We start from the raw sequence: 24,012 nt of genomic DNA, 5'->3' as shown, positions 1-24,012 counted from the left end.
GCGGGAAGGCGTGCGGAAACCGATGAGCGCCGGGCACCTGTTGCGACGCGCACACGGACAGTCCCGGGGCCCCATCGGGTAGACGGGGCCCGGGGACGAAGCCGCCTATGGACGACTGTTGAAGATCACCGTGTCGAGGCGGGAACCGTGCTGCGGGTGGTCGGCGCAGTGGCAGGTACCGATGCGGATGTAGGCAGAGTTGCGGTCGATGCTGGCGATGACGACGGTGCCGGTGGGCTCAGCGATGTAGAAGGAGAGGCTGTCGGCATCGACAGCCTCGGGGTTGACGGCCTCGTAGAGATGGATGGCGGGCTCGGTCATGATCTGACCTCTCGCGCAGGTGGGCACGCCCTCATGGGCCGCCCTTCACCCCTAGGGCGGCGCGGCCCTACTCGAACAGGGTTCGGGGTGCCAGCCGCTGGCAGGATGGGCCCGACGGAGCGCACCGAGCTCAGTCCGGGGGGAGCGAACAAGGGCATGCTGAGAGCCGGAACGACCTGTACCGACGCGATCAATTTCCTGGAGCAGGATCTCGTGGCCGGGAGCCTCAACGACGTCTCTATCCGGATCCCTCACACGATGAGAACGGGCGCGGATGCCGAGGCCGAGATACGGGCCGTGCGCAGGCGGTACGACGAGTGGACCTGGAAGGCCGCCGAGGAACTCAACCGGCGGTTCAGCGACCGGGAGATCGCGGGACAGCTCCGCGCGGGCCGCTACCGGGCGATCCTCACCGCACCGTTGGACGAGGCCCGGCTGATGATGTACGTGGAAATCACCGAGCTCCAGGACTACTTCAGAACCCTGGCCAACCGGGTGCGTGCCCTGCAGGAACGGTACGGGCGCGCCAGTGCCGTCCGGTACGCGGTGCTGGACACGAACACCACGCTGCACTTCACGCGGTTCGACAAGGTCCCCTGGCAGAAGGTGTTCGGGAAGGGCACCGCGGTCATGGTCCCGCACGTCGTGGTCGACGAAATCGACATCAAGAGCTACCAGACCGGGGACAAGAAGATCTCCCGGCGGGCGCGCGGCGTGTTCCGGCTGCTGGAGTCGGTGCTGGAAACAGAGCCTGAGAAAGCGACCGCGGACGACGGAACCCCCGTGTTCATCTCGGCCGATGAGCCCGGGCACGCCCGCCTTCCCGTTCCGGACGACGAGTTGGTGGCCTCGGCACTGCGTCTGCACCAGGCCGTCGCTCCCGCGGAGGTAGTCGTCGTCAGCCGCGACATCGGCGTACGGACCCGCGCCCGCACCTGGGGGCTGCCGGCACGGCCCCTGCCCGACACGTACCTGATCGAGGGCGGCGAACTTCGCCGGCAGGAACTGGAACAGGCAGCCGCCGAGCTCGTGCCGGGCGGGGGCGTACCGCAGCAGCCCGAACCGAAGGAATCCGCCGACTCCTCCCCAAGCCCGGCGGCACGTCAGGCAGGGAACGGCTCATGAACGAACAGGACGGGCAGGGTCGCCAGGAGCGTGCGGACGCGGTGGACCGCGAGATGGCCGCACGCCTGCTGCCCGGTCCCGTTGTGCGGGCGCTGGGCCGCTGGTGGGAGGTGAACGCGTCGGCTTACGCGGACGGGACACCCGGCGCACACACGGTCCGCTACACGCCCAGCCGGTGGGCGCAGATCACTCCGTGGCCGGAGGCGCTCGCGCCCACCTCCGCCGACGGGGACGCTGCGGTCAGCCGGGCGGAGGTGGCCTCGGCCCAGCGCATCGTCGCAGGCAGCAGTTCCTTCGGACTCAGCATGCCCTGAGATCGAACCGCCACCAAGTGATCCGAAAGAGAGGTCCTGGGTGTCGGGGCGCGGCGACGATGGCCCTTACTTCTGCGCCCGTCGAGTGTCCCCGGTCGTTCACTCGCGCTGATCACGTGGCCGGTGCCGGATCTCCGCCCGCTGGTAGCCTCTGCACGCGCTGACCAGCGCGGCCGTCCAGGAATCGATCCTGCGGCTCCGTTCTTCGAAAGAGTGACGTGATCAAGCGGGTGCACATGACCGCCGGAGTGGTCTTGGCGGCAGTCATAGCGTTGTCCGGATGCGGTGCCACGAAGCCGGGCAACGCCAAGTCCTCTCCACAGTCCGCGTCGACGGCAGCGGCGGGCGCCCCCGGCGCCGACTCAGGGTCGCCTACCGGTGAAGACGGCGACACCCAGCGTTCGCGGCCGACCGAGCGTTCCACCCCCACGCCGTCCCTCTCCGTCGCTGCCACCCGGCCCCTGAAGGACGGCACCGCCGTGCTCACACACTGCGCGGACGCCGACGACCCGTACACGACCGTCGTGGTCAGGAATCCTAACGAGCGCGAGGGCACCTTCGGCGTGAAGATCAACTACAAGGACACGCACGGCTTCACCATGAGCGAGACATACGAGCAGGTGCTGGTCGCCGCGAAGGGCAAAGCGAGAGTCCGGGCGGCCGTGGCCAGCGCGGGCCCCCTCGACGAGATCGAGCGCTGTGAGGTCAATCCCCGGGCCACCGCCGTACATTGACGGCCTACCCGGCATACCGCAAGTGTGACCGCACCAGCTCGGTCTGGCGTGTGGTGCAGGGCGGGCAGATCCCAGCCACATGAGTACGTCGAATGTGACACTGGTCTTGTCAGATCACTCAGACCGGCAACGCCCCGTAATGGCGTTAACGTTGTCGAGGCTGGCTCAGTAGCGCCGCATCCGACCGTGCTTCAAGACGCCCGGGTACCCTACCTGCGGCCAAGACGCTGCCCGACCTCGATTGCTGCCGGATTCGTTCCCGTATCGAGCTCTTGGCCAGGCCGGGTGCCGGCAGATCCAGGGCAGTTGTCGACGTGTACGAACCACACCGGCAACTTGGCTGCAGAGCCTGGAGTGCTACGCCTGCGAGGTGTCCGGGCACCCGGCCTGCGAACACGTCTACTTGGTAGTTCGGGAATGTGACCTTCGGCTTGGACCCCGCATGGACGGGCTCTTGCGGCTCGACAGAGCCGCTGCTTCCTGCTGACCGCCGCCATGCGGCGCCGCAGTCAACTCCTTCAGGCGGCAAGGAGGTTGAAACTGGACAGCGGAGGTCCGTAGACCTTCTGGGCGCCCACCCGGTCGAGTTCGGAGATGGCGAGCTCCCGCGATCCCACACCACCGCAGAAGTAGTGCATGACCGATTGCGGGTCGTACTGCGTGAGGTCCACTGTTCCCTCGGTGGATTCGTCGGGGCACAGGGCGGGCGCGCCCGAGCGGATGTGTTCGTGTCGGAAGCCGATGGCATGGCCCAACTCATGCCGCAGTACGCCCACGCGGTCGAAACTGGTGGTCTGGTACGACGGGTCGATGAAGACGCGCCTGCGGTTCTCCGGGTCGTTCGGGAAGAACGCCGCGGCGATGAACTGGCCCCCGGAGTCGAGGTGTCGTACCGGGAAGACGACTTCGGGCGGCCGCAGCGAATCGCTCTCGTCGGCGGTCTCGACGTGCTCGAACTGCACGCCGCAGGTCGCCGACCAGTCGTCAGTGGCGCGCCGCATGTTGTCGACGACCGACTCGTAAAACTCCTCCTCTGGGAAGGTCTTGCGCAGGACGCAGTACTTCAGGACCGTGCCCGGCTCCCAGCGGAGGAACTTGCCGTCCTGCAGGATGCCGAGCAGGCCGCTGCTCGGCTGCCCGAGCGGGCTGATACCGCTGCCGATGGTGCCGACCCCCGTTTGTGCCAGCAGCCGGGCAGCCTTGCGCTGTGCCCGCAGTGCCCTCTGCGCCTCGGTGTAGACATCGAGTTCGTCGGCGTCAAGCAGCAGATCACCCTCCACCCGGTAGAACACCTGGCCGTCGATGACGATCTCGGGGCGCCTCACGTCGGAGCTATCTGTCATTTTCTGTACCTCTTTCGAGCAGTTGCGGCCGGAACAGCCTGATCCACTCGACCATCATCTGGTCACGATCCATGAGCTGGTCGCCCCGGGCGACCCGGAACGACTCGGCGTCCACCTCGACGAGGGGGAAGCTGTCCTTCCAGGCGATGAACTCCGGCTGCGACGCGACGGACTCACGCAGCCCGGGAAACCGGTCCAGCAGGCGGCCTTCTTGTGTCCGCTGTTCACTTGCGCCGTTCTCGTCGGGCACTGTTCGCTCCGGATAGTCCGTGCTCAAGACTCGGTTACTGCCAGAGCACGCTGGCGCGCACCTTGATGTCGGAGTTCCACTGGATGGAGCCCACTATCTCCAGGATGCCGTCGTCGTGGGGAACAACGTTGGCGACGCTCATCGTTGCCAGCCCTCGGAACGGGACGTTGTTCCCGTCGACTTCGCAGAGCGACACGAACGCCCGGCTGTACGACTTGAGAGTGGGGCCGCAGATGAGCCGCCTGGCGAAGACGCCGTGCGCGGGGAAGAAGAACGTCGTGTAATCGACGATCCGCTGCTCTCCGTCGGCTTGGTCCTCGGGTTCAAGGAGTTCGTCCCGGACGTCGATCTCGACCTGTTCCGGGGATGCGTACGAAACCATGTGATGCCCGCCTTCTGAAAGGCGTCAGCGCTTCTTTACCGTGCCTCCGACCCGAGGCACACGGTCGACCGCGCCAAGAAGTTGACGCAGGAACTAGGTGGGTGATGCGGAAGGTGAAGGAATGCCGCACTTCCGCAAGCGCAGTCTGGTTCCAGGCTACGCTCCGACCTGCAACCTTGCAGCGCGGATCACTGTCCGCACCCGCGCCGGAAAACGGGGTCGCCAGGTGGACCGACGACGTCGACAAGGGTGTGGAGTCAGCACTCGTACCGGCTGCGAGCGCGTCGACATGGGCAAGCCGTCATGAGTGCGATGGTGTCCGCTGGACGGCTTCATCGCCGGTGAACACGACCGGGTGGGTCCGCTGTTCGACTGGTACGGCGATGGAGACGACAGCTGGACTCAGCACCCCCAGGGCGACAACGAATGCCGTACCACGCAGGCGTCGGCCGACTTCACGCGCGCCCGCTACCGGAACGTGGCCTGCGTCCGGCCGCTGGCAGTCGCCTGGAGGGTATCGGTACGCCATGGTCCATCCGCGCGGTCGATGAAGCCCAGCGATGCTGCCGTGATGCGTTTGCGGGGGCACCCAACCGGAGCCAACGTCAATCTCGCCCAAGGCCGATTGGCGTTGCCACTGACAACTCGTCCGATCGAGAGCTTGCTCGGCCTGTCGAGGAAGGCGCCTCACCGAAACCGACGCCCTCGGCCACGCAGCAGGGCGGGTCCGCCGCCACGGAGGAAGTGACGGACCCGCCTGCGTCCACGTGCCATCAGGACCTAGCGAAGGGACCGCGCCTTTAGGCGTGGGGGGAATCGCTTCTCAGTGCTGCTCTGACCTCAACTGTGTCCACGGATCTGCCCTGTCGGCCTCGGGTTATCGATATCAGCAGATATTAGATACATGCCGTGCATACATTGGTGATTGTGGCGGTGACTCGGAAGGTCCGCCGGTATTCCGGCGGCGTGTACGACGTGGGACTGCACGTGGTGTGGTGCCCGAAGTACCGCCGCCGGGTTCTCGGCGGCCGGGTCGCGGTCCGACTGCGTGAGCTGATCGAAGCGAAGGCTGCGGAGAAGGGCTGGGAGATCATCGCCCTTGAGGTGATGCCCGATCACGTGCACCTGTTCGTCAGGCACGAGCCGAAGGCGTTCGCGTCGTACGTGGCGAACCAGTTCAAGGGCTTCACTTCCCGCGTTCTGCGCGAGGAGTTTCCGCACTTGAAGTCGCAGATGCCGACCCTGTGGTCGTCGTCGTTCTTCGTCGCCTTGGTCGGCGCGGTCAGCGCGGACACGGTGGAGAAGTACATCGACACCCAGTGGGAACGCCCCTGGACCAACAAGCGGAAGAAGAAGGAGAAGGAGGAGCGTGCACCGCGCGTATAAATTCCTCCTCCGTCCCACCGTCCGCCAGAGCTCCGCGCTCGGTGAGATGCTGCGGGATCACTGCTCGCTCTACAACGGGGCGCTGCAGGAGCGCCGTGACGCCTACCGGCACGCCTCGAAGACCACCGTCCGGTACGGCGACCAGTCGGCCCAGCTGAAGGACATCCGGGCGTTCGACCTTGAGCGTCAGGGACGCTGGTCTTTCTCCTCCCAGCAGGCCACCCTGCGCCGTCTGGACAAGGCGATGCAGGCGTTCTTCCGCCGGGTCAAGGCCGGCGAGAAGCCGGGCTACCCCCGCTTCCGGGGCGTGAACTGGTTCGACACCGTTCAGTTCCCGAAGGACGGCGACGGGTGCCGCTGGGACTCCACCCCGCACGACCCGGTCACCCGGGTACGCCTCCAGGGTGTCGGGCACGTCCGCGTGCACCAGCACCGAGCGGTCAGGGGCCGGGTCAAGACAGTCGGCGTCAAGCGCGAGGGCCGGCAGTGGTACATAGTCCTGGCCTGCGACGAGGTCCCCGCCGAGCCGCTGCCCGCGACAGGCGCGGTGACCGGCATCGACATGGGCGTCGCCCACTTCCTGACCACGTCCCAGGGCGAGCACATCGCCAACCCCCGCCACGGCAAGCGCAACGCCGCAGCCCTGGCCAACGCCCAGCGCGCCCTCAAGACGTTCCCGCGAACGAAGCGGGACAACCGCACGGCCAAGCACCGCCGGGCCGTGGAGAAAGTCGCCCAACTGCACCGCAAGGTCAAACGGCAGCGCGCCGACCACGCCCACAAAACCGCCCTCACGATGGTCCGCACCTACGACGTGATCGCGCACGAACGCCTGAGCATCGCGAACATGGTCCGCGCACCCAAGCCCGAGCCCGACCCCCAAAACCCCGGCGCCTTCCTGCCCAACGGCACGGCGGCCAAGGCAGGACTGAACAAGAGCATCCACGACGCGGGTTGGGGGGTTTTCCTGGGCATCCTCGCGCACAAGGCTGAAAGCGCCGGTCGCATGCTGGTTCCCGTGGACCCCCGCAACACCTCCCGCACCTGCCCCCGATGCGGGCACGTGTCCGGCGAGAACCGCACCACACAGGAGAAGTTCGAGTGCGTGAAGTGCGGGCACACCGCCAACGCCGACACGGTCGGCGCACTCAACGTCGCTGTCAGGGCCGGGCTGGTCCTTCCCGACGTGGCCTAGCCACCGACAGGAGAAGCCCCCCGGATTTATCCGGGGGGAGGAGTCACACCGTCCCCGGCGCGCGCGGTCTGCGTGGAAGTTCAGGGGGCCTCCGGCTCCGCCGATTCGTGGGCGATCCCCCGCCCGACCTCTACACGGCGACCATCCGCCGGACGCACGGTCCCCGGGTGCCGGTCAGCTCGGCTGCGCACCGGCTGGGAGTGCCAGGCTGGCAGGCGCGCTGGGCCATGCGCGCTCGGGCGCGGGCTGAGCGGAAACCTGCAAGGGGAGCATCACCCGCTGAAGGTCCCTGCCGATCCGCTCGGCCTCACCGCGCACCTGCGCCGGCACATCACCGCGCTCCGCGATGAGCTGTGTGTAGATCGGGGCTTCCTGGAACACGAGCGACGCGTCCTTCCTGTCGGCGCCTCGCGTCGGACACGGAGGCAGCCGCCGAGTGTACGGGGCCGTGCGGCACGCCTCCAGTTCAGCACTGGCCGTCGGCTGTCCCGAAGCACGGTGGAGAAGGTCGGCGGGCATGGCGGTCGCGTTCGTGGTCGGCGCCGCCAGGCCGTCGGCTGCGCGAGATGCGGGCGCGGCTTCGGCGCGTAGGACCCGTCGGCGGCAGGGCGTGCAGCGATCCCCCGCCGCCGGCGGTTGACTCGCCTGCCGGCCGTACTGCCCGGCGGGGGCATCGCCGGTGCCCGGGCGCCGCACCGACCGCCGGAGTGTGCACAGCACAGGTGTCGCCTCGCTTTCGAAACGGCCCCTGGTACTCCGGGCGGCGGTGCGGCGGTGCCGGCGGAGCGCTATGCGTGTGCCGAGGCCTGCTCCTGGAGGAGGGCGGTGATCTGGTTGACGTCGTTGAAGATGCTGATGAAACTGTCGAGGTTCTCGGTGGCGGCGCCGTTGACGCCGACGAAGAAGGTCAGCAGACGGCCGTCGTCGGTCTGCAGATAGCCCGCCTCGTTCTGCGCTGTGGCCGCGAGCTCCTGGTTCAGGTCGTCGTCACCGATGATCGTGCCGGGCTTGGCGAAGACCTTGCCCTTGGCCGGACAGTTGGTGGTGCAGGAGATCCCGTTCGAGCCGTCGACGCCGAGGATCGGGAGCAACTTCCGGAAGGCCTTGGCGTCGGGGGTGTGCAGCCAGTAGGTGAGGAGCTCGACGAGACCGTTCGGGGTGACCCGCTCGGCCGGCACGCCGCCACGCCCGTCGGCGAGCTGGAACTGTTTCGGGTCGATCTGCGCGACGTCGGTGAGGAAGTCGTGCTCGATCGGGAACGCGTCGAAGCAGTTCTTGCTCCCGCGTGCGACGGCCATGTTGCACAGGGCCAGGTTGGCGCCGAGGTTGTGGCTGACCTTGAGGATCAGCTTGGCGTACTGGCTGTAGGGCGGGGAGACGTACGCGGCGACGCGGGGGGTGTTGCGGTAGGAGGCAGGCAGCTGTTTCTGCGGGTTGGGGCCGGTGGGCGGCGCGGTGACGGTGACACCGACGCGGGCGAGGGCCTCGATCAGCGCGGTACGTCCGAAGGCGTTGGGGTCCTTGATGTTGGAGACCCGCAGCAGCGGCTGTGAACCGGCGGCGATGGTGCCGGAGAGGTGGATCTGGGTGCCGTCGGGCGAGGCGGTCACGTTGACGGAGGTGGTCCCCCCGCTGGAGACCGTCTTGACGGTGGAGGTGACGTGGTACGGGGAGACCTGCGGGCGCCAGAACAGCTTGGCCGGCTGCCCCGGTTTGGTCGGGGTCGTCAGCAGGTCGATCAGGTTGTCGTTGAGGATCAGCGGGGTGGGCTGCGGGCTCAGCGCGGGAGGGGTGAACAGACGGGGGTCGATGATGACGTTGCCGTCGACCCTGGTGATGCCCGCGTCGCGGATCTGCCGGGCGATCTTGTTGATGCCGGCGAGCGGGTTCTCCGGGGTGAGGGCCGCGCCGGGGAGTGCGGCCTCGGTGTGGTCGATGTCGGTGTAGTCGACGGACCCGTCGGGCTTGGTACGCCCGCCCATGGTCAGGTCGCCCTGGGCGACCAGTGCCAGGTTCCCGTGCAGCGTCGACCCGGTGCGGGTGCCGGTCGCCATCACGGGAGTGGTGAAGCGGTGGTTGGGGCCGAGGGTGTGCCAGGCGGTCGAGATGGTGACCAGTTTGACCGTCGAGCCGGGGACGAAGAACTGGTTCGGGAACTGGGAGTGGATCACCCGGCCGGTCTCCGGGTCCGTCTCCAACACGCCCCACTGCGCGTGCTTGTATTCGGGCTTGTGCATGATCGCCTCGATGGCGGGCCCGAGGTCGTCGTCGTGCGCCGCCGCCGGGGGGCCGGCGGCTGCCGCCCCCGCCAGAACCACAAGTGTCGCACCAGCAGCGGACCAGGTCCGGAGCCGGCCACCACTAATCATCGGTCTCATGCATTCCGCCGTTTCTGGAGTCGAAGAAGCCGAGTCGGACAGGCCCGCATCGCACGGGGCCGACTCGCACGGGCCCTACTCGCCGGTGACTTTCTGGCGGGGCGCTCCTGGCGGCATCGTAAGAACACAAACCCGCACACATTCCGCAGCTCGGCTCCGTGCCGACAGCGCATGGGACAACTTCATCCGGTCGGTCGATCGCCGAGGCCGGGAAGGCCGGGAGTCCGCACACAGTGAGCCACCGGGGCAACCGACCCGGCGGACCGAACTCACAGCAGCGTTGACGGAAGAGCCGTGGGTGAACTGGGGGTGCTGTGGGTCGGCGTCAGGTGTGACGCCGCGGCGGCTGCAGGCCGTGAGACCGCACGAGGCGATCGGACCATCGCGATGGCCGCGTCCCAGGCGGACGTGGTCCACCAGGGCGTGACCTGCAAGTCGCCGCCTCCCTGGGCTGCTTCGCGATGCCCCGCCCGTACACTCCGGCGGGCCCCGACGACAGCGCGCCCCGCCCGTAGTGGCCCGGCTGCGGCGACGTCGGTATCAGCGCGTGCACGATCGCTCCGGGATCAGGCCGTGCACGAGGACGCACGAGCCGTCGAAACGGCCCGGCGAATCATCGTCGCTGGGCTGCCACGTCGCCCATTCGTTCTCCAGGTCTACGAACGCCCCGCGCGGCCGTACCCGGTCCTCGACCATCTGTTGAGCGATCGGCTCCGCGTGCAGCGACTTGCCCTGCTGGGCGTTGATCGGTCGATGCCCGGCATGAACGCACCCTTGGGGATGCGGCCCTCGTCCTGCTACGCCTTCCACGCCGCACCGATGGCCAACAGGCGCATGACGCGGCCGTGCTTCCTCTCGACGGAGATGCCCCCGGCCCTCGTCGCCCAGGCGAGGAGGCAGGCCCGCCTGGACCACTCCGCCGACGGCCTCGGGCGGTGAGCGCGGCGGGAAGGAATCAGCCCTCGCATCTGTTCTGCGCAAGCAGTGAACTCACGCATGCCAACAGGAAGGTGAGACCGTGTCAGTGACGTTCAACGAGGAGACGCGCAAGCTGCTGGACGGCAGGAACTTCGCCACCGTCGCGACACTGAACCCGGACGGCGGGCCGCAGACCTCGGTGGTCTGGATCGCACGGGACGGAGACGAGGTGCTGTTCTCCACCACGGCCGGGCGCCAGAAAGCACGCAACCTCGCCCGGGACCCACGCGTCAGCCTCACCGTCTTCGACACCGAGAACCCGTACCGGTCCGTAGACATCCGCGGCACCGCCGAACTGATCGAGGACCCGGACAAGTCGCTGCCTCGCGAGCTCTCGCAGAAGTACCTCGGCGAGGACCCACCGACCGAGCCGGAAGAGGTGCTCCGGCTCATCGTCCGGGTGACGCCGCGGAAGACCACCGGGTTCTCCGTCTGAACCCGGCAACCGCCTGCGTCACGAACGGGCCCGGCACAGTCACCGTCCACGCCGCACTCCCGCAAGTGCATCAACATCGCTAGGGTCGTCCCATGGGGAAGCCGGTGCTGCGAGCGAGGACCTGGAGCGGAGACTCTTGGGAAGATCCTTCCGAGGAAGCACTGTTCGATCTACTGAGCGAGATGAATCTGCGCCACCGCTTCGTGATCGTTGACCGGCTGAACGCGGAACCTGCGGGCCAGCACTACATGCAAGTCCGTCTCAACGACGACATGAGCTGTCAGGTCGAATTCCGGGAAGGCGGACCGGACTTTCACTTCCAGGCGCGGGTGGACGGACCCTTCGATCTGCACGGCCACGAAATCGTGGCCCGTGTGCTCCAGAACTGGGCCTTCAGGCGTCCAGGGTGGCGCGATTCCCTGCCGTGGGTTGCGTGGCCCACCTAGGCTCCCGTCCGGACAGGGGACGTCCTCTCCGCCATGTGGCAGGACCAGCGCGTGCTGCAGTGCGGCAAGGCCTCCGGCCAGTGCGGCACGCTGCTGGCCGGGCATGCTGCGGAGCGCGTGGAGGAGAAGCTGGTCGCGCCGCTCGCGGACCCGGGCCAGGTGTATACGGCCGGCGGGCGTCAGACCCAGCATGACTTCGCGGCGGCTGTCGGGGCACGGTCGGCGTTCCACGAAGCCAAGAGCCTGGAGACGGTCGACCAGACGGGAGACCGACGGCGGCGATGCACCCAGGCGCCGGGTGAGCGCCCGCATGGGGAACCCGTTCTCGCGGTCGACGAGGTACATCACGCGCAACTGGGAGACAGAAACGTAAGGAGGCGGGCCCTCGTTGCGGTCCTGCTCCCACAGGACGTCGAGGAGTTCAGCGAGCCTGCCGGCCTGGCGGGCCACGGCGAGGACGGATTCGAAGCCGGGGCCTTTCCACTCGGTCATGCCTTTCCCATCCACGGGGCCCGGTTCCTGATCCGGGTCGCCCACGCGCGGTGGAACCTGGCCGCGGTCGATCCAGCCCCACGGGGCTCCGGGCGCGTGGTCAGCAAAATTCCGTCTTCTCTCATGACTGCCCATCGGGCTCGGTCCAAGCGTCGGTGTATCTGCCGAGCCCGAGCTGAGACCGGACCGCGAGCCCGAGGTGCCGGTCCAAGCCGTCTTAGACAGCAGCTGTCGGGTCTGCCGTTCCGGTCTCGCGGCGGTATGAGGCGTTCAGTTGCTGGGCTTCTTCGAGTTGGTCTTCGAGGATGACGATGCGGCAGGCGGCCTCGACGGGGGTGCCCTGGTCGACGAGTTCGCGGGCGCGGGCGGCGATGCGCAGCTGGTAGCGGGAGTAGCGGCGGTGTCCGCCCGCGGAACGGAGTGGGGTGATGAGGCGGGCTTCGCCGATGGCGCGGAGGAAGCCCTGGGTGGTGCCGAGGAGTTCGGCGGCCCGGCCCATGGTGTAGGCGGGGTAGTCGTCGTCGTCGAGCCGACCGTACGAGTCGTCTGCTGTCATTGCACCTCTCTCGTGGAACGCGTGGAGGGGCCCTGGCGCCATTGGCGCCAGGGCCCCGAAGGAACTGCTACACCATCTGCCGGCCCTGGTACTTGGCCGGCCTTCAGTTTCCGCAGACCCGACCGAGATGCTGTCGGGGGTGCGGGGATCGCGGTTGCTCGACCGGAGACCACCTCACTATCGATGTCCTGCGGTACCCGGGCTCAGCCATTCCGCCCGGGCGATCCTGATGGCGCGAGATTCCTCCGTTCTTTCCCTCTGGGATCAATCAACTGCTGGTACTGCTCTACTGCGTACTGCTGGTGATGCGAACCGCTCAGTGGCCTCTCCCAGCGCCACTCTTCGGCAGCCAGCCCCGTCGCCCGTCCTGCGACTACTGCTCCGGCTTAGAACCCCACTGCCGAACCTCCCGGTGCGCGCGCCCGCAGCCGACGCCTTCACCGAGGTACCACTCACAAACTTCACTGCTGGATACCGCGAACTGCACCTACAGGTACTTCAACTGCGGTCCTACTCACGGCGGCCCCTGATCACTGCGGGCCACCCGGTCCGGTCGTCAGCCCCGTCGCCGTCCTACGACAACTCTGGCTTCGGAACTCCACCACCGCACCGCCCTACCAACTGCAACTACCTGTACCGCCGCCCGGCAGTCCGTGTCTGCCGGGCCCTGCTGATCTCTGACTACGAGAGAAACCATAGCCAGACGATCTCCCAATGTCTACTCCAGCCAGAACAGATTTTTTGCAAGCGCTGGGGTCAGTAGACGCCAGGGAGATGGCAAGGTAGTGCGCGGCGAAGGCTGCCACGGTCAGGGCGTGGAACACCTCGTGGAAGCCGAACCAGCGGGGCGAGGGGTCGGGGCGCTTAAGGGCGTAGACGACTCCGCCCGCGCTGTAGAGAAGCCCGCCGGCCACGACCAGGACGAGTACGGCCACTCCGCCGGTGTGCAGGAAGTCGGGCAGGTACCGCACCGGTGCCCACCCCAGGGCCACGGGGTGTACAGCCAACGCGGAGCCCCGACCCAGAAGACCCGGAAGGCAATGCCGGCCAGGGCTCCCGCCCACACGATCCACAGCAGTACGGCCCGCCGGTCCGGCGGGAGGAGATCCACCGCGAGGGGCGTGCAGGTGCCGGCGATGATGAGGAAGATGTTGGCGTGGTCGAGACGCCGCAGGATCGCCTCGCCGCGCGGCCCCCAGGTGCCGCGGTGGTAGACGGCGCTCGTTGCGAACAGCAGCCAGGCGGTGACCGAGTACACGGCGCACGCCACGGTCGCCTTTGGGGTGCGGGCCAGACAGATGAGCACGATGCCTGCGATGAGTGAGGCGGGGACCATTCCTGCGTGCAGCCAGCCACGCAGCCTCGGCTTGATCGGTTCGGCCAGGTCGGACGCACGCTCCACCAGAGCGGCAACCGGGTTGGCGCTCTCCCGTGCATCGTCATCTTGTGATCCGACAGGCGGCTCGCCCTCGCGGTATTCGCCACGCGCAAGGGTGACAGGTATGCATTCAGCCTCAGTGGTGTCGCGGGACACACCTTCTCGTGCTCGCTCGGGCTCCTGGGCATCACCGGTGATCATGCGGGCCATGGTAAGAGCCTCACCATGCGGGACCGACCACCTACATGCCAGCGACCGCTGCTCCCGGACTGCCGCCGACCAGGAGTTCCGTTTCTGCCGCAGAAGAGAGTCGTTTCCCATAGAGATCGCGTGCAGGTGCCCACCCGATGCGCGACCGCTGAGAGCCCGCTTTCCACTGCCGGTCAAGGGCTTTCAGCCTCAGCCCGGTCCCGCACCACGCATTCGGGGTCGGGCCACCTACTGCACCGGCGGCGCCGGAAGAACATCTCGCGCAGCGCCGGTATCCCTCCCCCACAACCGGATACCAGCGCAGGCCGGTGCGGCAGGCCGGACAGTGCCGGCCGTCCTCCGGCGGGCAGCTCAGGGCCCCGAGCATGTCGGCAATCGGGAACTTCGGCTGCGCACACCGTCGCCCAACACGATGAGCGGACAACCGCCTTCTGGGACCGGGCCCAGCCCAGGTCGGGATCACCGTCCAGCGGGTGCTGACCGACAACGGCTCCTACTACCGCTCACGCGACTGGCGCGATGCCCTCGCCGCAGCCGGGATCACCCACAAGCGAACCCGCCCTACCGGCCGTAAACGCACGGGAAGGTCGAGCGCTTCAACCGCATCCTGCTGGACGAGTGGGCCTACGCCCGCCCCTACCGCACCGAGACCGAACGACGCGACGCCTACCCGCAGTGGCTGCAGACCTACAATCACCACCGCGGACACACCGCGCTGAAAGGCCAACCACCCGCCGGCCGCGTCCCCAACCTCACAGGGCAATACAACTAGCCCCTCGCCTTGGCCTGGGCGGCGGCGACGTAGCGCACGGTGAACAGGACGGGGACGACGAAGCCGAGCACCTGGACGAGTGTCGCCGTCGTGGAGTGGCCCTGGTCGGCGTGGGCGAGGACCGCGAGGGCGCCGGCCGTGACGGCGAAAGCGGCGGTCCATACGGTGGTGATGACCACGTTGACCCGGATGAAGGGCTTGAGACTCCAGACCTCGGGTGGCGTGGTCCGCTTGGCGATACCCAGCGTGAACGGCTTGCCCATCAGCAGCGAGGCCCCGGCGATGAGAGCCAGGGTGGCCGAGGAGAACACCGCCGAGTAGGCGTGGGCGGCCGAATGGGGGTCTGCGAAGGCGACGACCGCCAGGACCGCGAAGAAGACGGCCGAGCCGGTTTCCATGATCAGCGCGTCGAAGCCGACTCCTGCGCGCCGCTGCTGGGCGATCACCGCCACCGCCACCAGCAGAGCGGCGAGCGCCCCCCACTGCCACTGGGCTGAGGGGACCACCGCGAAGACGATCCATGGGAGGAAGGTGCGTACGTACGACATTGAAGGCCCCCGGAATTGCTGACATTCCTATTCTGACACGTCAAACTTAGAAGTTCCAGCATCGACATGTCAATAGTGGAAGGTAAGCTGACGACATGAGCCTTCGACACGCCCTCCTCGGACTCCTGTCAGAGCACCCCGCCAGCGGCTACGACCTGCTGAAGCGCTTCGAGACCTCTTTGGCCAACGTCTGGCCCGCCACGCAGAGCCAGATGTACACGGAGTTGTCCAAGCTCGCCGACAACGGCCTCATCAGCGTCTCGGCCCAGGGCCCGCGCGGCCGTAAGGAGTACACCCTCACCGACGAGGGCCTGGCGGAACTGCGCCACTGGCTGACGGAGATCAAGCCCCAACGCCACACCCGCAGCGACATCCTGCTTCGGGTCTTCTTCCTCAACGTGATCACACCCGACCAAGCACGGAGCTACCTCACCGAGCTCATGGAGCTCTCGGAGCAGGAGCACGAGGCCTTGCATCAACTGGCCGACTCCATCGACTGGGGCGACGACCCGCTGTCGGTGAACGGCAAGATCGCCCTGGAGTACGGCCTCCGCTTCAACGCAATGCGCCGCGAGTGGGCCGCGTGGGCGGCCGACCAGATTCGCTAGGGCGTCCCACTCGACACAGAACCCCGTGGGCGCGGCCTCGCCCCCATGGCCCGCGGGACGAGCGGCAGGCGCTCGGCCACCGTCCCGGCCGGCAGGGCCAGCGGCGGCGGGCTTCCAAGGCGGCCAAGCACACATTGGTCGCGATCCCGTAGAGCCAGGTCCGCGATGAGCCGCGGGGCCGGTCGTGACCTCCCGCGCACGCCAAGCTCGCAGGTAGGTCTCCCGGGCGTGAACGCCGATCCTCCACCGTGACGCTCCCCCAGCCGGTTCCCTCGCCCGTGTGCCGATGGCCCCTGTCGCAGAGGTGTCAGACGGGCGGAGCAGCAGCACACCGGAGCGAGGCCATCGCCGCCCTACAGCACACACTGTTCAACCAGTCCAGGCCCACATGGCCCGAGAGGACCCCTCGCCCGCCACCCGACAGCGAGACCCGGCCCAGTCCACCTAGAAGTCGGACACCCGCGCGCGACACCGATGGCATCGCAACGTGCTCAAGAGCGGGCCAGTACGTGTGGGCGAGTGTCCCGGCACGCTCCACACGCGCACCGCGCTCGCCCCCGAAGGGAGGGCCTGCGCACAACGCGCGATCCTCAGGAGCCGACCAGGGCCTCGCTGACGGCGTTAAGGAAATCGTCGAGATCCTTCGGCGTCCGGGACGTGACCAGGGTGTAGCCGTTTGCGCTGTCGCTGACGACAGGTTCGTCGACCCAGTCCTTGGCACCTGCGTTGCGGGCATCGGTGCGCACTGAAGGATAGGAGGTCAGGGTCTTGTCCCGCAGGACATCGGCTTCCACCAGGGCCCAGGGTCCGTGGCAGATCGCTGCGATCGGGCGACCCGACGCCGCGAACGCCCGGATCGTTTCAAGGGCCTTGGGTTGCAGGCGGAGTTGGTCGGCGTTGATCGTGCCGCCGGGGATCAGCAGCAGTTGGTGCGCGCCCGGATCCACTGTCTCGAGCGTGGTGGTGGGCTCCACCGCCTCGCCGGGGTCCCGGTCGCCCACCAGCGTCTGGATGGGCTCGGGAGTCACGGCGGCGATGGTGACGTCCGCGCCGTCATCCCCTAGCCGGCGGACCGGCACGAGCAACTCGTCCTGCTCGACTCCGTAGTTGGTCACGAGTACCAGGACACGGTGCCCGTTGAACGGCTTGTCGGACATGGTGATGCGCCTTCCTCGTACCGGGTGGGGCATATCGCAGTCGCGCTCCGGATCCCGCTCAGGTGATCCGGCCGCAACCGTTCACGCCGCCTCTGCTGTCGATGTCACCGGGTTCCTCCGAGGATGCCTCGGCCTTCAGCCGGGGAGGAATCGGATTCCTGCGGAGCAGGGCTGGAAACGACGGGATTTCGCCCCCAGGGCGAAACGCCGTCGGGGTACGCTGCACGCCGTGCGGTGCAAGAACCAAGCCCGCACACCGTGCTGATCGAGAACCAAGACAGCACATGCACTTCCACGCTTTGCTGTATCAAACCGGGCTGGTTTCAACCCGGCTGGTGTTGATCGCGGAAGACCTGTCGGGTCGCTGACCCGTAGGCAGCGTGAGCCAGGAATCCCCCTGCTTCAGCTGGGGGAGGATTCAATGCTCCATGGCCTGCTGGGCGGCTTCCGTCTCGGTAGTGGCACCGGCCGTGGTGAGCGTGCCGCCTGCGGTCTCCAGATGCGCCCGGACGAACCACTGGAACTGCTCCAGGTCGCGCAGTTGCTCGATCAGCAGGTCCTCGGTGACCGGGTCGATCTCCCCCACTGTCTTGACCGCGGCGCGCAGGTCCTCGATCAGTCCGGTGTAGACGAGGTCGAGTGCGCCGAGGTGGGCGATGGCGTCGGCGCGGCCGACGCTGTAGTCCTTCCAGGTGCGCTCTTCGACCAGCACGCCCGGGGTGCCGTGGGCGATGCCCCCCAGTGCGGCGAGGCGTTCGGCGACGTCGTCTGCCATGGCGCGAACACGGTCGACCTGTGGGTCGAGCATTTCGTGCACGGCGATGAAGTGCGGGCCGACCACGTTCCAGTGGATGTGCTTGAGCGTGAGGTGGAGATCGTTGAGGGCATGCAGGCGCTGCTGGAGCACCTCGATGAGCGAGCCGGCGTCCTGCACGGTGAGGCCCGGGACGGTGTAGCGGGGGGCGGGGGTGACCTCGGAAGGCATAGCCTTGTCTCCTGTTCTCGTACGGTTTGCCCACTCCCGGTACCCGTGATCGAAGGACACAACCACCGCAGCCTCATCCGGACCAGGCAGCCCTCCCGCCTCGCCGGGCTGCGCGTCTTTGGGTACCTGGTGTCAGGCCGGGTTCACCGGGTCCAGCCGTTCAGGGCCGCGGTGACGGACGGAATCGAGGCCGTGCGGTGCGGGATGCAGGGAGGCGAGGAGATCCGCGAGCCCGCCGGGAGCCCGCCCGCACAGGCGGGCCGCAGTGTGCACGGCATGCCGGTCGGTACGGGCGATCCGGTAGCCCGCCGCGAACAGCCGGACCGCGAGGTCGCGGTCTTCGCCGGTAGGCAGGGGTGCGAAGCCGCCCACCCGCAGGTAGGCGGCGGCGGACACGCCCAGGTTCGCTCCGTGGACGTGCGGGTGCTCCCACATCGCCTCCGTCTCCTTGAACGGACGGGTGCGGAAGTAGTCGGCGTCGTGACAGGCCACATGAGGGGCGCCGGCCGTGATGGGGGCGAGGCGGATGGTGCCCAGAACGGCGTCGTAGCCCCGCCGCGCCCAGGCGACCTGGTGGGTGAGCCACGGGGCCGGCACGGTGGTGTCGGCGTCGGTCATGGCCAGCCATACGTCCGGGCCGGCATCTGCCAGCAGCTTCAGGGCGTGGTCGATGCCGGCCGCCCGTGCGGCTCCGACATTGCGGTTCGGGGTATTGACGACGTGGGCTCCGCCGCGGGCGGCCAGAGTCGCTGTGGCGTCCGTGCAGGCATCCGCCGCCACCACGATCACGACGGGCATCGGCGCCACGTGCTCTACGGCCCCGTGCACGCTGCGCATACAGGCATGTATGCGGTGTTCCTCGTTGTGTGCCGGGATGACGACAGCGAGGGCCGCGGGGGTCACGCCAGACCTTCCGCGCGGGCCGGGGAGAGCGCCTGGCCCGGACCTGGCCGGTGTTCGTGGACGGTGAGGGTGAAGTCCGGATCGTCGTAGCGGGCGAGGTGGCTCAGGCTCGTCAGGGTGTCCAGGCGGTCGGCGATGTCGCGGCCTGTGCAGGTGTGCTCGGCCACCGGGTGGTTCCAGTGCACCGTGACCAGGTGACCGCCCTCCCCCAGGCTCTTCGCACTCCGTTCGAGCAGCCGTGTACGGGTGCGGGGATCGAAGTAGTAGAGGAGTTCCGACAGCACGATCAGATCGAAGGAATCCTGGGGCCACTGCTCTGGCACGGTCATCCGTCTCACGGTGACGTGGTCCAAGGCGGAGGTGCGTCGAGTCGTGGCTTCGACGGCCGCGGCGATGCGGTCGGTGGAGAGCAGCTGATCGCATCGGGCGGCCAGGAGTTCGGTCAGTACGCCCACCGAGCAGCCCGGCTCGAAGGCCCGCAGGTAGCGGGGGCGGGGCAGGGCCGCCATGGTGAGGTTGTACTTGCGGCGGTCGTACCACCGCTCCCCGAGATGCCACGGGTCGACGGCGCGGGCGTACTGGTCGTCGAAGTAGCGGGCGGGGGTGTTCAACGCAGCACCGTCTCGAAGGTGCGGGTGTGGTGGGCGATCTCCTGCGCCGGCAACACCGGCCCGACGCCGCAGCCGCGGGGCTCCAGTTGGCTGGTGAACCGTGACAGCGCTGCCTTCTTACGGTCGGCCGCCGTTTGGGCCAGAGGAAGAACACAGGCCCGGTTCCACGGCACACGGTCGTCGTACGGACGAGCCCAGTGCCACATCCACACGGGGTAGAACCACACCGGCGTGGAGCGGTCGTGGCCTGCACGTTCGGCGGCTCGACCGGCGGCCTCGTGGTCACTGTGCAGGTCACCCACCCACGGCGCCACACACACCGCAGCCCCGACGGCGTCCAGCACCTCGCCGATCACGGCTTGCGCCCGGGTCTCGTGCTCGTCGAGGCCGGTGTCGGGCAGAGCTGCATGCACAGGGGCAGGCAGGTCCCCGAGCTCGCCCAGCGCTGCGGCCAGTTCGCCGCGGCGGCGGGCGGCCAACTGTTCCCGGGCCGACGGCGACGCAGGGCCGTGGGATGCTTCCCCGTCGCTCAGGCACACCGTGTGGACCGCCACAGCGGCGTCGAGGAGGGTGGCCATCGCACCGCCGAATCCCAGAACCTCGTCGTCCGGGTGAGCCGCCACGACGACAACGGGACCTGGCGGAAGCACCAGGTGGGGCAGATGGTCCGGCAGTCGTGCCGCCTGCCACTCCGCCTCGTCGGTGCCCGGCGAGTCAATCGCCGCAGCGGCGGCCGCTCTCGCAGCGTCAGCGGTCTTCGACGGGCTCATCGTGTCGCCTCCGCCGGGTCCGCCGTCACCAGGCGGCCGAGTTCGGCCAGGTCCGCCTCCGCGTGGTGCTGGCGCAGGTAGACCGTCAGGTCCGCCACCGCGCGAGCGTGCCGTTCGTCGTGGCACAAAGGCCCGGCGCCCGTGGCACGCCCCACGTGGTCCAGTACCTCGGTGCACATCTTTTCGACGAGGGCCCGCACGCGCAGACTGCGCACCCGCGCTTCGTCGCGTGCGTCGAGAGGATCGGCGTCGATGTCCTCACCCGCTTGCCGCAGCATTGTGTCGGCCGTGTGCAGCAGCACATCCACCGCTCCGAGATGGGCGGCCGCGTGCGCGTTCAACCGTCCTCGCTCGTACAGCGGCGCAGCGACGGCGTGGGCACCGCCCAGCCAGCAGGCCGCCACACCGATACCCCCGTGCTGGAAACCGGGCCGCTCCAGATAGCCCTCCACCCCACCGACGGCCTTCGCGGGCACATCCGTGAAGGACATCTCCAGGCTGTCGCTCCCGGCCATACCGATCGCCGGCCACGTCCCTTCCACCGGCTCCGCGCCCGGCTGGTCCAGCGCGACGGCGAACAGACGGTAGCCGTCCTCGGCGTCCGCGCCCACCAGAGCGTGGGTGCAGGCGTGGGCCCCGGAGCAGTAGGGCTTCACGCCGCTGAGCGTCCACCCCCGATCGGTGCGCGTCGCATGCGTGCCGGGACCCGGCGGGCGCGCGGCCCACACCCCCCACCGCTCCCCTTCGCCGGGCAGGCGGTGGTCCAGTTCATGCAGGATCGCCGCAGCGTCCAGGTGCCCCTCGGCGAGCCGTGCAAGCGACAGGTCCCGCCGCCCCAGGGCCATGAGGACGGCGAAGCGGCGGGCCGTCGAGCGGCCCGGCAGCGGCACGCCCGGGGCCTCGCGCTCGACGAAGCCGGCGAACAGATCCGCCGTGCGCAGTTGCGGGGTGCGCAGGTGCTCAGGCAACTCGGGGGGCGTGACAATCACGCGGACCTCCTGCATACATCGTCGAAGAGCATCAGCAGGCGTCTGGGTATCCGTAGGTTCCTGCTCAAAACACGCAGCACAGCTGGTCCAGGAGCTGACGGCATACGGTTCGGACCTGGCTGCGCAGGTCCTGCCCCCGGCAAGTAGCCCACACGTCCCTTGGGCTGCAAGGCACCGGGGAAAGCTGGATCAGGGGGGCGGGGCGCGCTCCGTCCAGCCCAGCATCCGACAGCACGCGGGCCGCCGCCACTTCCGGGGGCACGCCCGTCAGCGCCGTTGGCACCGATGCGCAGGGGTGCCCGGCGCGCGGCGCACGGTCGCCACTCGAAGCCGATTACCTCACTACTGGACTCGCTAAAATCTATGTTGACCAGAGTAGACAAGAGATCGCCTGGATGTGACTCCTCCCCCGGATAAATCCGGGGGCTTCTCCTGTCGGTGGCTAGGCCACGTCGGGAAGGACCAGCCCGGCCCTGATAGCAACGTTCAGCGCACCGACTTGATCGGCGTTGGCGGTGTGCCCGCACTTCACGCACTCGAACTTCTCCTGTGTGACGCGGTTCTGGCCGGACACGTGCCCGCATGCGGGGCAGGTGCGGGAGGTGTTGCGGGGGTCCACGGGGATCAGTCGACGACCGGCGCTTTCAGCCTTGTGCGCGAGGATGCCCAGGAACACCCCCCAACCCGCGTCGTGGATGCTCCTGTTCAGCCCGGCCTTCGCCGCGGCGCCGTTCGGGAGGAACGTGCCGGGGTTTCGGGGGTCGGGCTCGGGCTTGGGTGCGCGGACCATGTTCGCGATGCTGAGGCGTTCGTGGGCGATCGTGTCGTAGGTGCGGACCAGTGCGAGCGCGGTCTTGTGTGCGTGGTCAGCGCGCTGCCGTTTGACCTTGCGGTGCAGTTGGGCGACTTTCTCCACGGCCCGGCGGTGCCTGGCCGTGCGGTTGTCCCGCTTCGTTCGCGGGAACGTCTTGAGGGTGCGCTGGGCGTTGGCCAGGGCTGCGGCGTTGCGCTTGCCGTGGCGGGGGTTGGCGATGTGCTCGCCCTGGGACGTGGTGAGGAAGTGGGCGACGCCCATGTCGATGCCGGTCACCGTGCCCGTGGCCGGGAGGGGTTCGGCGGGGACCTCGTCGCAGGCCAGGACTATGTACCACTGCCGACCCTCGCGCTTGACGCCAACGGTCTTGACCCGGCCCCTGACCGCTCGGTGCTGGTGCACGCGGATGTGCCCGACACCCTGCAGCCGGACGCGGGTGACCGGGTCGTGGGGGGTGGAGTCCCAGCGGCACCCGTCGCCGTCCTTCGGGAACTGAACGGTGTCGAACCAGTTCACGCCCCGGAAGCGGGGGTAGCCCGGCTTCTCGCCGGCCTTGACGCGGCGAAAGAACGCCTGCATCGCCCTGTCCAGACGGCGCAGCGTGGCCTGCTGGGAGGAGAAAGACCAGCGTCCCTGACGCTCAAGGTCGAACGCCCGGATGTCCTTCAGCTGGGCAGACTGATCGCCGTACTTGATGCCCGTCTTCGAGACGTGCCGATAGGCGTCACGGCGCTCCTGCAGCGCCCCGTTGTAAAGCGAGCAGTGATCCCGCAGCATCTCGCCCAGCGCCTGCTCCTGGCGCACAGTGGGCCGGAGGAGGAATTTATACGCGCGGTGCACTGCCGCCCTCCTCCTGTTCCTTCTGCTTTTTGGTCCAGGGGCGTTCCCACTGGGTGTCGATGTACTTCTCCACCGTGTCCGCGCTGACCGCGCCGACCAAGGCGACGAAGAACGACGAAGACCACAGGGTCGGCATCTGCGACTTCAAGTGCGGAAACTCGTCCCGCAGCACACGGGAAGTGAACCCCTTGAACTGGTTCGCCACGTACGACGCGAACGCCTTCGGCTCGTGCATGACGAACAGGTGCACGTGATCGGGCATCACCTCCAGGGCGATGATCTCCCAGCCCTTCTCCACCGCCTTCGCTTCGATCAGCTCACGCAGTCGGACCGCGACCCGGCCGCCGAGAACCCGACGGCGGTACTTCGGGCACCACACCACGTGCAGCCCCAAGTCGTACACGCCGCCGGAATACCGACGAACCTTCCGCGTCACGGTCATGCCAGCCATTACACAGGCGCCACGCATCCAGCTGAGGCCAACAGTGCAGATCCGTGCGCACAGTTGAGGTCAGAGCAGCCTTGAGAAGCGATTCCCCCCACGCCTAAAGGCGCGGGTCCCCTCGCTAGCTGTCGGATGGCGTCGGCTGCGGGCGCGCGTGCCGGGACGTTCGGCAGTGGGGTTCCGAGCCAGAGCAGACGCATGACGGGCGACGGGGCTGGCTGCCGAAGAGTGGCGCTGTCGCAGGCCACCGAGCAGTTCGCATCACAGCAGTACGCAGTCCGCTTGGTAAGTGATTGATCCCAGAGGGAAAGAACGGAGGAATCTCGCGCCATCAGGATCGCCCGGGCGGAATGGCTGAGCCCGGGTACCGCAGGACATCGATAGTGAGGTGGTCTCCGGTCGAGCAACCGCGATCCCCGCACCCCCGACAGCATCTCGGTCGGGTCTGCGGAAACTGAAGGCCGGCCAAGTACCAGGGCCGGCAGATGGTGTAGCAGTTCCTTCGGGGCCCTGGCGCCAATGGCGCCAGGGCCCCTCCACGCGTTCCACGAGAGAGGTGCAATGACCCTGGCCGCCGCCCTCGACCGCCCGCTGCCCGACCGGGTCCATCAGGTACGCCGAGCGGTCCTCGCCCGGGCATACCGCC

The 24,012-nt window shown here is 68.2% G+C and carries 25 protein-coding genes and 3 pseudogenes; 10 read left to right on the top strand and 18 right to left on the bottom strand.

Annotated elements, in window-relative coordinates; all coding sequences use genetic code 11:
• Nucleotides 1-105 precede the first annotated feature (105 nt).
• Nucleotides 106-321: a hypothetical protein gene (locus tag OG788_RS45995; RefSeq protein WP_406368472.1), complete on the bottom strand. Its 216-nt coding sequence runs from the start codon at nucleotides 319-321 to the stop codon at nucleotides 106-108.
• Nucleotides 322-477: 156 nt separating this feature from the next.
• Between OG788_RS45995 and OG788_RS45990 the strand changes: the two genes are divergently transcribed.
• From OG788_RS45990 to OG788_RS45980, 3 genes are all read left to right on the top strand, one after another.
• A complete protein-coding gene (locus OG788_RS45990; protein WP_406368473.1) occupies nucleotides 478-1,446 on the top strand; it encodes a PIN domain-containing protein in 969 nt (322 codons plus the stop codon).
• Nucleotides 1,443-1,760: a hypothetical protein gene (locus OG788_RS45985; protein ID WP_406368474.1), complete on the top strand. Its 318-nt coding sequence runs from the start codon at nucleotides 1,443-1,445 to the stop codon at nucleotides 1,758-1,760. The genes OG788_RS45990 and OG788_RS45985 overlap by 4 nt, the downstream gene beginning before the upstream one ends.
• Nucleotides 1,761-1,978: 218 nt before the next feature.
• On the top strand, nucleotides 1,979-2,494 hold the full coding sequence (locus tag OG788_RS45980; protein WP_406368475.1) for a hypothetical protein: 516 nt from the start codon (nucleotides 1,979-1,981) through the stop codon (nucleotides 2,492-2,494).
• Nucleotides 2,495-3,012: 518 nt separating this feature from the next.
• Here the strand turns inward: OG788_RS45980 and OG788_RS45975 are convergent.
• From OG788_RS45975 to OG788_RS45965, 3 genes are read right to left on the bottom strand one after another with little or no spacing between them, the layout of a single operon-like run.
• The gene (locus tag OG788_RS45975) at nucleotides 3,013-3,837 is read right to left on the bottom strand and encodes a M57 family metalloprotease (RefSeq protein ID WP_406368476.1); all 825 of its coding nucleotides are present in this window, start codon (nucleotides 3,835-3,837) and stop codon (nucleotides 3,013-3,015) included.
• Entirely contained in the window at nucleotides 3,827-4,087 is a 261-nt protein-coding gene (locus OG788_RS45970) for a hypothetical protein (protein ID WP_406368478.1), read from the bottom strand. Before OG788_RS45970 ends, OG788_RS45975 begins: the two co-directional genes overlap by 11 nt.
• A 34-nt stretch (nucleotides 4,088-4,121) precedes the next feature.
• Entirely contained in the window at nucleotides 4,122-4,469 is a 348-nt protein-coding gene (locus tag OG788_RS45965; RefSeq protein WP_356756533.1) for a hypothetical protein, read from the bottom strand.
• 927 nt (nucleotides 4,470-5,396) lie between these two features.
• Here OG788_RS45965 and tnpA (OG788_RS45960) point away from each other — a divergent pair.
• Both tnpA (OG788_RS45960) and OG788_RS45955 read left to right on the top strand, forming a co-directional pair.
• Nucleotides 5,397-5,855, top strand: a complete 459-nt coding sequence (gene tnpA / locus OG788_RS45960) for an IS200/IS605 family transposase (protein WP_406368479.1) — start codon at nucleotides 5,397-5,399, stop codon at nucleotides 5,853-5,855.
• Nucleotides 5,839-7,050 carry an RNA-guided endonuclease InsQ/TnpB family protein gene (locus tag OG788_RS45955; protein ID WP_406368480.1) on the top strand — a complete coding sequence of 404 codons (1,212 nt, stop codon included), beginning with the start codon at nucleotides 5,839-5,841 and terminating at the stop codon, nucleotides 7,048-7,050. The genes tnpA (OG788_RS45960) and OG788_RS45955 overlap by 17 nt, the downstream gene beginning before the upstream one ends.
• A 174-nt stretch (nucleotides 7,051-7,224) precedes the next feature.
• On the opposite strand, the gene OG788_RS45950 is transcribed toward OG788_RS45955, so the two are convergent.
• Nucleotides 7,225-7,431, bottom strand: a complete 207-nt coding sequence (locus OG788_RS45950) for a hypothetical protein (protein WP_406368482.1) — start codon at nucleotides 7,429-7,431, stop codon at nucleotides 7,225-7,227.
• A 407-nt stretch (nucleotides 7,432-7,838) separates the two neighbouring features.
• On the bottom strand, nucleotides 7,839-9,419 hold the full coding sequence (gene dacB / locus OG788_RS45945; protein ID WP_406377025.1) for a D-alanyl-D-alanine carboxypeptidase/D-alanyl-D-alanine-endopeptidase: 1,581 nt from the start codon (nucleotides 9,417-9,419) through the stop codon (nucleotides 7,839-7,841).
• A 303-nt stretch (nucleotides 9,420-9,722) separates the two neighbouring features.
• Between dacB and OG788_RS45940 the strand changes: the two are divergent.
• From OG788_RS45940 to OG788_RS45930, 3 genes and pseudogenes are all read left to right on the top strand, one after another.
• Nucleotides 9,723-9,854 (top strand): annotated as a pseudogene (locus OG788_RS45940) (chloramphenicol phosphotransferase); the annotation flags it as partial.
• A 336-nt stretch (nucleotides 9,855-10,190) separates the two neighbouring features.
• Entirely contained in the window at nucleotides 10,191-10,367 is a 177-nt protein-coding gene (locus OG788_RS45935; RefSeq protein ID WP_406377031.1) for a hypothetical protein, read from the top strand.
• Nucleotides 10,368-10,446: 79 nt separating this feature from the next.
• Nucleotides 10,447-10,842, top strand: a complete 396-nt coding sequence (locus OG788_RS45930) for a PPOX class F420-dependent oxidoreductase (protein WP_406368485.1) — start codon at nucleotides 10,447-10,449, stop codon at nucleotides 10,840-10,842.
• Between the two features lie 170 nt (nucleotides 10,843-11,012).
• Here OG788_RS45930 and OG788_RS45925 read toward each other — a convergent pair whose 3' ends face one another.
• The 3 genes and pseudogenes from OG788_RS45925 to OG788_RS45915 form a co-directional block, all read right to left on the bottom strand.
• Nucleotides 11,013-11,825 (bottom strand): MarR family winged helix-turn-helix transcriptional regulator, encoded by an 813-nt coding sequence (locus OG788_RS45925; protein ID WP_406368486.1) that lies wholly within the window; start codon nucleotides 11,823-11,825, stop codon nucleotides 11,013-11,015.
• 172 nt (nucleotides 11,826-11,997) lie between these two features.
• Nucleotides 11,998-12,336, bottom strand: a complete 339-nt coding sequence (locus tag OG788_RS45920; protein WP_406368488.1) for a MerR family transcriptional regulator — start codon at nucleotides 12,334-12,336, stop codon at nucleotides 11,998-12,000.
• A 758-nt stretch (nucleotides 12,337-13,094) separates the two neighbouring features.
• Nucleotides 13,095-13,915: pseudogene (locus OG788_RS45915) on the bottom strand (hemolysin III family protein); the annotation flags it as partial.
• Nucleotides 13,916-14,370: 455 nt separating this feature from the next.
• On the opposite strand from OG788_RS45915, the pseudogene OG788_RS45910 reads away from it, so the two are divergent.
• Nucleotides 14,371-14,696: pseudogene (locus OG788_RS45910) on the top strand (integrase core domain-containing protein); the annotation flags it as partial.
• Here the strand turns inward: OG788_RS45910 and OG788_RS45905 are convergent.
• Nucleotides 14,693-15,244: a hypothetical protein gene (locus OG788_RS45905; protein WP_406368489.1), complete on the bottom strand. Its 552-nt coding sequence runs from the start codon at nucleotides 15,242-15,244 to the stop codon at nucleotides 14,693-14,695. The pseudogene OG788_RS45910 and the gene OG788_RS45905 overlap by 4 nt on opposite strands.
• A 95-nt stretch (nucleotides 15,245-15,339) precedes the next feature.
• On the opposite strand from OG788_RS45905, the gene OG788_RS45900 reads away from it, so the two are divergent.
• Complete coding sequence (locus OG788_RS45900) at nucleotides 15,340-15,852, top strand: PadR family transcriptional regulator (RefSeq protein ID WP_406368491.1); 513 nt, start codon at nucleotides 15,340-15,342, stop codon at nucleotides 15,850-15,852.
• Nucleotides 15,853-16,442: 590 nt separating this feature from the next.
• Here the strand turns inward: OG788_RS45900 and OG788_RS45895 are convergent.
• The 8 genes from OG788_RS45895 to tnpA (OG788_RS45860) all read right to left on the bottom strand — a co-directional run bounded on the left by OG788_RS45895 (nucleotide 16,443) and on the right by tnpA (OG788_RS45860) (nucleotide 23,363).
• The gene (locus OG788_RS45895; RefSeq protein WP_406368492.1) at nucleotides 16,443-17,009 is read right to left on the bottom strand and encodes a DJ-1/PfpI family protein; all 567 of its coding nucleotides are present in this window, start codon (nucleotides 17,007-17,009) and stop codon (nucleotides 16,443-16,445) included.
• 418 nt (nucleotides 17,010-17,427) lie between these two features.
• Entirely contained in the window at nucleotides 17,428-17,994 is a 567-nt protein-coding gene (locus tag OG788_RS45890) for a Dps family protein (RefSeq protein ID WP_406368494.1), read from the bottom strand.
• Between the two features lie 132 nt (nucleotides 17,995-18,126).
• Nucleotides 18,127-18,897 carry a glycosyltransferase gene (locus tag OG788_RS45885; RefSeq protein WP_406368496.1) on the bottom strand — a complete coding sequence of 257 codons (771 nt, stop codon included), beginning with the start codon at nucleotides 18,895-18,897 and terminating at the stop codon, nucleotides 18,127-18,129.
• Complete coding sequence (locus OG788_RS45880) at nucleotides 18,894-19,508, bottom strand: SAM-dependent methyltransferase (protein ID WP_406368497.1); 615 nt, start codon at nucleotides 19,506-19,508, stop codon at nucleotides 18,894-18,896. The genes OG788_RS45885 and OG788_RS45880 overlap by 4 nt, the downstream gene beginning before the upstream one ends.
• The gene (locus tag OG788_RS45875) at nucleotides 19,505-20,278 is read right to left on the bottom strand and encodes a PIG-L deacetylase family protein (RefSeq protein WP_406368499.1); all 774 of its coding nucleotides are present in this window, start codon (nucleotides 20,276-20,278) and stop codon (nucleotides 19,505-19,507) included. Before OG788_RS45875 ends, OG788_RS45880 begins: the two co-directional genes overlap by 4 nt.
• Nucleotides 20,275-21,267: an acyl-CoA dehydrogenase gene (locus tag OG788_RS45870; RefSeq protein ID WP_406368500.1), complete on the bottom strand. Its 993-nt coding sequence runs from the start codon at nucleotides 21,265-21,267 to the stop codon at nucleotides 20,275-20,277. Before OG788_RS45870 ends, OG788_RS45875 begins: the two co-directional genes overlap by 4 nt.
• 442 nt (nucleotides 21,268-21,709) lie before the next feature.
• The gene (locus tag OG788_RS45865) at nucleotides 21,710-22,921 is read right to left on the bottom strand and encodes an RNA-guided endonuclease InsQ/TnpB family protein (RefSeq protein ID WP_406368502.1); all 1,212 of its coding nucleotides are present in this window, start codon (nucleotides 22,919-22,921) and stop codon (nucleotides 21,710-21,712) included.
• Nucleotides 22,905-23,363 carry an IS200/IS605 family transposase gene (tnpA, locus tag OG788_RS45860; RefSeq protein WP_406368503.1) on the bottom strand — a complete coding sequence of 153 codons (459 nt, stop codon included), beginning with the start codon at nucleotides 23,361-23,363 and terminating at the stop codon, nucleotides 22,905-22,907. Before tnpA (OG788_RS45860) ends, OG788_RS45865 begins: the two co-directional genes overlap by 17 nt.
• Between the last annotated feature and the right edge of the window lie 649 nt (nucleotides 23,364-24,012).

The sequence above is a fragment of the Streptomyces sp. NBC_00647 genome (assembly GCF_045207245.1).
GTDB lineage: Bacteria > Actinomycetota > Actinomycetes > Streptomycetales > Streptomycetaceae > Streptomyces.
Note: the sequence above shows the minus strand (reverse complement) of the source record. Positions and strands in the feature narration are given on the sequence as shown.

Coding starts and splice junctions, on each gene's coding strand:
- OG788_RS45890 (WP_406368494.1), bottom strand. CDS start 17,994: ATGCCTTCCGAGGTCACCCCCGCCCCCCGCTACACCGTCCCGGGCCTC.
- OG788_RS45905 (WP_406368489.1), bottom strand. CDS start 15,244: ATGTCGTACGTACGCACCTTCCTCCCATGGATCGTCTTCGCGGTGGTC.
- dacB (WP_406377025.1), bottom strand. CDS start 9,419: ATGATTAGTGGTGGCCGGCTCCGGACCTGGTCCGCTGCTGGTGCGACA.
- OG788_RS45965 (WP_356756533.1), bottom strand. CDS start 4,469: ATGGTTTCGTACGCATCCCCGGAACAGGTCGAGATCGACGTCCGGGAC.
- OG788_RS45975 (WP_406368476.1), bottom strand. CDS start 3,837: ATGACAGATAGCTCCGACGTGAGGCGCCCCGAGATCGTCATCGACGGC.
- tnpA (WP_406368503.1), bottom strand. CDS start 23,363: ATGACCGTGACGCGGAAGGTTCGTCGGTATTCCGGCGGCGTGTACGAC.
- OG788_RS45900 (WP_406368491.1), top strand. CDS start 15,340: ATGAGCCTTCGACACGCCCTCCTCGGACTCCTGTCAGAGCACCCCGCC.
- OG788_RS45990 (WP_406368473.1), top strand. CDS start 478: ATGCTGAGAGCCGGAACGACCTGTACCGACGCGATCAATTTCCTGGAG.
- OG788_RS45895 (WP_406368492.1), bottom strand. CDS start 17,009: ATGTCCGACAAGCCGTTCAACGGGCACCGTGTCCTGGTACTCGTGACC.
- OG788_RS45920 (WP_406368488.1), bottom strand. CDS start 12,336: ATGACAGCAGACGACTCGTACGGTCGGCTCGACGACGACGACTACCCC.
- OG788_RS45935 (WP_406377031.1), top strand. CDS start 10,191: ATGAACGCACCCTTGGGGATGCGGCCCTCGTCCTGCTACGCCTTCCAC.
- OG788_RS45985 (WP_406368474.1), top strand. CDS start 1,443: ATGAACGAACAGGACGGGCAGGGTCGCCAGGAGCGTGCGGACGCGGTG.
- OG788_RS45875 (WP_406368499.1), bottom strand. CDS start 20,278: ATGAGCCCGTCGAAGACCGCTGACGCTGCGAGAGCGGCCGCCGCTGCG.
- OG788_RS45995 (WP_406368472.1), bottom strand. CDS start 321: ATGACCGAGCCCGCCATCCATCTCTACGAGGCCGTCAACCCCGAGGCT.